Origin of the sequence: Providencia sp. (assembly GCF_052096715.1) — a bacterium.
GTDB lineage: Bacteria > Pseudomonadota > Gammaproteobacteria > Enterobacterales > Enterobacteriaceae > Providencia.
Map to the genome: position 1 here is coordinate 41,423 of NZ_JBQDNB010000033.1, position 6,532 is coordinate 47,954.

At 36.8% G+C, this 6,532-nt stretch carries 7 protein-coding genes and 1 pseudogene; 4 read left to right on the top strand and 4 right to left on the bottom strand.

Going from position 1 to position 6,532, the window contains the following annotated elements:
• Window positions 1–93 precede the first annotated feature (93 nt).
• Genes ACTH6U_RS18820 through ACTH6U_RS18830 form a run of 3 tightly spaced genes read right to left on the bottom strand, consistent with a single transcriptional unit; the run spans window position 94 to window position 1,685 of the window.
• Complete coding sequence (locus ACTH6U_RS18820) at window positions 94–546, bottom strand: flavodoxin (protein WP_336430517.1); 453 nt, start codon at window positions 544–546, stop codon at window positions 94–96.
• A 38-nt stretch (window positions 547–584) separates the two neighbouring features.
• Window positions 585–1,343 (bottom strand): tRNA pseudouridine(65) synthase TruC, encoded by a 759-nt coding sequence (gene truC / locus ACTH6U_RS18825; RefSeq protein WP_441832895.1) that lies wholly within the window; start codon window positions 1,341–1,343, stop codon window positions 585–587.
• Window positions 1,344–1,685, bottom strand: a complete 342-nt coding sequence (locus tag ACTH6U_RS18830) for a YqcC family protein (protein ID WP_441829974.1) — start codon at window positions 1,683–1,685, stop codon at window positions 1,344–1,346. It lies immediately after the preceding gene.
• A gap of 261 nt (window positions 1,686–1,946) precedes the next feature.
• On the opposite strand from ACTH6U_RS18830, the gene ACTH6U_RS18835 reads away from it, so the two are divergent.
• Complete coding sequence (locus ACTH6U_RS18835) at window positions 1,947–2,861, top strand: DUF535 family protein (RefSeq protein WP_294106875.1); 915 nt, start codon at window positions 1,947–1,949, stop codon at window positions 2,859–2,861.
• A 478-nt stretch (window positions 2,862–3,339) separates the two neighbouring features.
• Here ACTH6U_RS18835 and syd read toward each other — a convergent pair whose 3' ends face one another.
• Window positions 3,340–3,900 (bottom strand): SecY-interacting protein, encoded by a 561-nt coding sequence (syd, locus tag ACTH6U_RS18840; protein ID WP_294106873.1) that lies wholly within the window; start codon window positions 3,898–3,900, stop codon window positions 3,340–3,342.
• A 151-nt stretch (window positions 3,901–4,051) separates the two neighbouring features.
• On the opposite strand from syd, the gene queF reads away from it, so the two are divergent.
• The 3 genes and pseudogenes from queF to ACTH6U_RS18855 all read left to right on the top strand — a co-directional run.
• Complete coding sequence (gene queF, locus ACTH6U_RS18845) at window positions 4,052–4,897, top strand: NADPH-dependent 7-cyano-7-deazaguanine reductase QueF (RefSeq protein ID WP_294106871.1); 846 nt, start codon at window positions 4,052–4,054, stop codon at window positions 4,895–4,897.
• Between the two features lie 128 nt (window positions 4,898–5,025).
• A complete protein-coding gene (gene ppnN, locus ACTH6U_RS18850; RefSeq protein WP_294106966.1) occupies window positions 5,026–6,393 on the top strand; it encodes a nucleotide 5'-monophosphate nucleosidase PpnN in 1,368 nt (455 codons plus the stop codon).
• A gap of 30 nt (window positions 6,394–6,423) precedes the next feature.
• A pseudogene (locus tag ACTH6U_RS18855) lies at window positions 6,424–6,532 on the top strand (flap endonuclease Xni); the annotation flags it as partial.

Genomic DNA, 6,532 nt, shown 5'->3' on the forward strand with positions numbered 1-6,532 from the left:
AAATTGCCGAATAAATGACTGCACCGTGATATCTACATTAACTGTACTTTAGTTTTTAAGATGGTTTCTAAGATAGTTTACCGGTGCAGATCTTCAGATAAGTTCACTCCAAGCTTGAATCCACGCTTTAGCAAACTCTTCAGGCGTATCCACCTCTGTTGCATCAATGAATAACACATCACCAATACGTGTACCAGATTGTTCTGTCAGTAACTCGTCAAAATGCTTAGCTGCTCCACAGAAGCTTTCATAGCTACTATCGCCAAGCGCAATAATGCCGTAACGTAAATCAGGTTGGTAACCGAGTACATCTTTAATTTCATAAAAAAGTGGCGCTATGGTATCGGGGAAATCACCCTGTCCTGTAGAAGACGTGACAATTAAAGCAATATTATTATCTGAATTATAAGATTGCCAATCATCCAATGTAGGCTCATCAAAAATAACAATTTCATGCCCTTGTTGCGCTAAAATATCCTGCGCAGCTTCAGCGACAGCCAATGAATTACCATAGACAGTGCCAACAAAAATACCAATTTTAGACATAACCGTTCCTCAATTTACGTGCTTAATTTATGTAAAAATTAACTCGCCTGATTTACTGCATCAAAACCTAGTTTTGTCGCAACATCCAACCATCCAAATTGCTCAATCAGTGATAGCCATTGAGTATCCCAATTTGCAATAAGCGTTATTTTTTGCGTTGTTATCGGGTGAATTAAAACTAATTGGCTCGCATGTAGCATTAATCGTGCAACTGAAAAATGTTCGGTTACCCCACGATTTTGCCGCAAATCACCATGTTTACTATCACCAATGATAGGATGGCGAATATGTGACATATGTCGTCTTAATTGATGTTTTCGCCCCGTTTCAGGTTTCAACTCTAACAAGCTAAAGCGGGCAGTATCATAGCGGCCAATAGCAACCGCACACTCAACTGTTTCAATCGGCTTACAGTGCGTCACACACTCTTGTAATACGGGTTCTCTTGTTGCTCGCTTATCAGCAATTTTATCCAACTCTTCAAGCAACGGATAATCTATTTTTTGTTCCTCAGTAACATAACCCCGTACGATGGCATGATAGGTTTTCTCAATTTGATGATTCTCAAATTGCTCAGATAGCAGCCTTGCAACTTCACTTGATAGTGCAAAAAGTAGAACACCTGAAGTTGGTTTATCCAAACGATGAATGGGATAAACATACTGCCCTATTTGGTCGCGAAGAGTCTGCATCACAAAAACGGTTTCTTGACTATCTATCCAGCTACGATGTACCAACATGCCAGCGGGTTTATTAATGGCAATAATATATTCATCATGGTAAATAATTTCTAACATTTATAACTTACCCATTGGCGTAAACTGAAATAAATTATCAAGTTCGCGTAAATGTTCAAAAAGCGCAATGAAATCACCATTGCAATCATCCTTATAAACTTCCTCGAAATAAGGCGCGATAGAAAAATTACTGGGTAAAACGGCACCTTTTTCTATCAACTCATACAGTCGTGGGATCAAAATCCATTGAAGCCACTCCAACGCTTCCATCGTATCAATAGAAAATGGCTCAGTACTTTCAAATGCCTCTGCATTTGGCGGTAATTCACGCCAAAATGATTTGGCTTTCATTTCATCTTCTACATGACGCAATTTTTCAACAATGTGTTGCTCGATATTCATACTAAAACCTATTTAACGGTGATAACCCAAAATATACTGTATTTTTTTCTACAATTCTGTCGAAAACATGGTGCTGATAACGATAAAAAGCAAGTTCTACTACTAACATGGCACCCTTTTTTAAATTACTCCGATTAATTTGCACAATACATTTAGAATAATTAAGTTTCGTTTATGATTTGTTGTTGTAACCACCTTTATCATCGAATGTTTTTCAAATTGATACTTGTGTATTACTAACACAGAAGAAATGGTTTATTTATGGGATTACTAAAGCAGTGGCGTAAAGAAAATAATATATGGAAATCCTTTAGCAATAGTTACGTTCAATTAAAGCGACGTATTCGCATCGCTAAACTGCCTTCACAACAATATCAGCAATATCAATTTATGTGTGAAAATTACCATAGTGCTCAATTATCAAGCACAATAAGTAATGTTCCTCATTTTATTGAACGCCCAATTAATAAATACCTACACAAAGCTTGGAGTGGTAAACAAAAGCTACTTACTGCAAGCCATACATTGAATTTGATAGAAAATACTTTTACCCCTGATGCCATTGAGGCGATGTTTTCAGATAAGCGTGAAGGCCTTAAAGTTGCCGATATAGAACTTAAATCAGGCGATCTCGCGCAATTAAGACTGATTTACTCCGAATATCCTCGAGAAGGTGACTTAACTTTAAATTTACGCAATGAAACCGGTGATGAAATTTATTTAATGAGTTTTTCATTCGGGCCCCAAGGACAATTATATGTCTGCTCTCTACAAGGCCCCTCAACTGAGCAAAGTGTTGAACAAGTTAAATCTATTACCAAACAAATGCATGGTATGAGACCTAAAAATTTATTAATGTCAGCAATTTATGCAGTCGCTGCTTATTTCAACATTACATCGATTTTGGGAATATCAAATAATAGCCATATTAAAAGCCAACATTTAAAATCAAGTTATGACAATTTTTGGCAAGAATGTGGTGCAATATTGACGCCTAAAGGTTGGTATCAACTTCCGCTTCAAGAACCAGTACGAGATATTGAATTAGTTAAAAGCCAGCGCCGAGCTGAATTTCGTCGACGTGAAGCATTAAGAGAGGCCATGTTCCAGAATATAATAAATTCCCTCACTCAATATTCAGTTAATACGAATACATCAGAAAAATTAGCAAGTTAAATACAATTATTACTGTATATAATCAATACCGCATAATCAAAAATTGAATTATCGATAAAGAAATAAAGTGCCGTTAACGAAAAAAGCCAGCCAATAAAAACATTGACTGGCTCATCTCGAGTTTAAACACGTTTTACAGCATCCTGCAAAAACGACTCCCTGTCGTCTGACATCCTGTCAAATAAAAACAATTTAATAGACAAAATAAGTCTAATTAGTCATCCATAACTTTGTTTTTACTTATAAAAAGCTAAACAATCTACCCTGTCCAGCCACATAAGAATGTATTAAATCTATTAATGAAACAACCTAGTGGAGGAAACTAAAATTCATTACAAATCATAGTGATATTGGGTATCTATAGTAACGTCATGAAATCAAAAGTGAAATAATTATCATTTCACTTAAATTAAAAATATTTAAGATATTGCTTAACCCAATTGTAGGTAAATGCTTACACATCTTCGTATCTGATATCTTACCTTTGTGGCTCAATTATCGGTAAAAGTGCATTTATAAAACTAGCAAGATTAGGAGCAAGTACTCTTCTTTCTTTACTTCCAAATTTTTCTAAAATAATTTCGCCACTTAAATTGCACATAGAAATCATTTCAATTTCAGAATCCAAAGTCGCAATAAATAATGTTGGTGGCAGTTTTAAACGCTTTTGAGTCACTAAATGACCAATTAAATTTTCTTGTAAACGAATAAAATCGTCTTCATTCCATACTTGAACCAAACTAAGCTCTAACTCTGCAAATCTCGCTTTCATATCACCCGCAAGTTGAGTGGTATAAAAACCATGAATATCATCCTGTAAACTAATATCAAGTGCAGTGGCAACCTTTTGAAGACTCTTATTTTCTAGCGGAAAAGGTTGAGGTTCCCAATAAACCCAATTCTCACCTGTACGTACGATACAGGGTGAGGGAATACCATATAAATCAACAGATGCTGGAGGTAAACCTGTTTGCTCCAACCATTGAGACATATATAACTGAGTAAAATTGTTAAGTGATTCAGAAATTATTGTATTCATAATTATGTATTATTTAGACCAAATTGAATTGAAAGACGTCAATAGGGTTGATAAATGATATTATCACAGCAGATTAACCGTAAAAAATGTGCTTGTTACGCCCTTTTCCTGCTTTGAGCCTCATTTTAGTTTATGAAGTATAAGGATCAATATGTCACACTACCAGAACAATCCAGCTCTCGACAATTTAACTCTCGGTAAAAAAACCGCCTACATTGATCAATACGATCCAACGTTATTACAAGCGGTTCCTCGTAGCTTAAATAGAGAGCCTTTAGCAATTCGAAATGATGCTCTGCCATTTCAAGGGGCTGATATCTGGACACTGTATGAACTTTCATGGCTCAACCCTAAAGGTCTACCTCAAGTCGCAATAGGCTCTATTAGTGTAAATGCAAATAGTGACAACCTTATTGAATCTAAAAGTTTTAAACTCTATCTCAACAGTTTTAACCAAACCAAATTTGAAACGTGGGAAAATGTGCGAAGCGTTTTGCAAAGTGATTTAAGTTACTGTGCTAACGGCGAGGTTAGCGTTACACTCCATAAGCTAGATGATTTTTCACAACAAACTATTCATCAATTTAATGGTATCTGTATAGATGAACAAGATATTGATATCGATAATTATGAATTCAGCCGCCATTATTTAGCTGATTGTACACAAAGTGAAATTGTTGAAGAAACATTAGTCAGCCATTTGTTAAAATCGAATTGTCTTATTACGAACCAGCCTGACTGGGGTTCAGTACAAATTCATTATCGTGGCCCAAAAATTAATCATGAAGCGTTATTACGCTATCTCATTTCATTTCGCCATCATAATGAGTTTCATGAACAATGTGTGGAACGTATTTTTAACGATATAACACAACTGTGTAAACCTGAAAAATTGAGTGTTTATGCACGCTATACACGCCGAGGTGGCCTTGATATCAACCCATGGCGTAGCAATGAGCAATTTAAACCACAAACAGGTCGCTTAGCACGGCAATAAGTACAAAATATAGTCAAAATGAATGTAGTTGAAATGTATTATTGGAAAATGCAGTTGAAACAACAGCCGCTGAACCTATTTCAACACAATCCAACATCAAGATCCCTGCGGGGATAAAGGAGTGTTACTTGATTACTCATATTAGTCCATTAGGATCTATGGATCTACTATCTCAACTTGAAGTTGATATGTTAAAAAGAACGGCTAGCAGCCATTTATACCAGCTGTTTAGAAATTGCTCTTTAGCAGTTTTACACTCCGGCAGCTTAACCGATAGTAGTAAAGAGTTACTGGCAAAAAGCATTGATTTTGACATTAATGTATTGCGTCGTGAACGCGGTGTAAAACTTGAACTAATCAATCCACCGGAAGAAGCCTTTGTTGATGGCAAGATTATCCGCTCGTTACAAGCTAACTTATTTGCAGTACTGCGTGATATTCTTTTTGTCCATGCACAAATTAGTAACGCAAAAGAACAATTTCATTTAGATATTGAAAACAGTGTTCATTTAACTAACATGATTTTCTCTATTTTACGCAATGCTCGCGCCTTACATATTGATGAAGAACCTAACATGATCGTATGTTGGGGTGGACACTCAATTAATGAAACTGAATATCTGTATGGCCGTAAAGTCGGTAATGAGTTAGGTTTAAGGGAACTCAATATCTGTACTGGTTGCGGACCAGGTGCGATGGAAGCTCCGATGAAAGGTGCTGCGGTAGGCCATGCACAACAACAATATAAAAATAGCCGTTTTATCGGTTTAACTGAACCTTCGATTATTGCAGCTGAGCCACCTAATCCATTGGTTAATGAACTATTAATCATGCCTGATATCGAAAAACGTCTAGAGGCATTTGTCAGATTAGGCCATGGGATCATTATATTCCCAGGTGGTGTAGGTACAGCAGAAGAACTTCTCTATTTACTGGGTATCTTAATGGATCCTGAAAACAGTGAGCAAGTTCTCCCTCTCGTTCTGACCGGACCAAAAGAAAGTGCAGAATACTTTGCTGTACTTGATGATTTCGTTCGCCATACTTTAGGGGATGAAGCGAGTAAGCATTATCAGATCATTATTGATAATCCTCAAGAAGTCGCTAGAGTCATGAAAAAAAGTATGCCTCTAGTTAAAGATAACCGCCGCAGTACTGGTGATGCCTATAGTTTCAACTGGTCAATTAAAATTGATCATGCTTTACAGCATCCTTTTGAGCCTAGTCATGAAAATATGGCTTCTTTGAACTTACATCCGGGCCAGGCACCTGAAAAATTAGCCGCTGACCTACGCCGCGCATTCTCAGGCATTGTTGCGGGTAATGTGAAAGAATCAGGAATGAAAGCTATTGAAAAAAATGGTCCTTTTAAAATCCATGGTGATACTGACATCATGAGACGTATGGATATCTTATTACAAGGCTTCGTTAGTCAGCATCGTATGAAACTGCCGGGCGGAACTGCCTACGAACCTTGCTATGAAATTGTGAAATAAATTTAAGCAGCCAAGGACGGCCCGATACTTATGATCCATTTATTAATTATTGATGCATTAAATCTAATTCGTCGTATCCACGCGGTGCAAGGAAGCCCATGTGGAGATACCTGCTTATCTGCGATATCTCAACTCATCA

Bases quoted from the DNA above. Each gene is read 5' to 3' on its own strand.
- ACTH6U_RS18830 (WP_441829974.1), bottom strand. From the start codon at position 1,685: ATGAATATCGAGCAACACATTGTTGAAAAATTGCGTCATGTAGAAGAT.
- ACTH6U_RS18835 (WP_294106875.1), top strand. From the start codon at position 1,947: ATGGGATTACTAAAGCAGTGGCGTAAAGAAAATAATATATGGAAATCC.
- truC (WP_441832895.1), bottom strand. From the start codon at position 1,343: ATGTTAGAAATTATTTACCATGATGAATATATTATTGCCATTAATAAA.
- ACTH6U_RS18820 (WP_336430517.1), bottom strand. From the start codon at position 546: ATGTCTAAAATTGGTATTTTTGTTGGCACTGTCTATGGTAATTCATTG.
- queF (WP_294106871.1), top strand. From the start codon at position 4,052: ATGTCACACTACCAGAACAATCCAGCTCTCGACAATTTAACTCTCGGT.
- syd (WP_294106873.1), bottom strand. From the start codon at position 3,900: ATGAATACAATAATTTCTGAATCACTTAACAATTTTACTCAGTTATAT.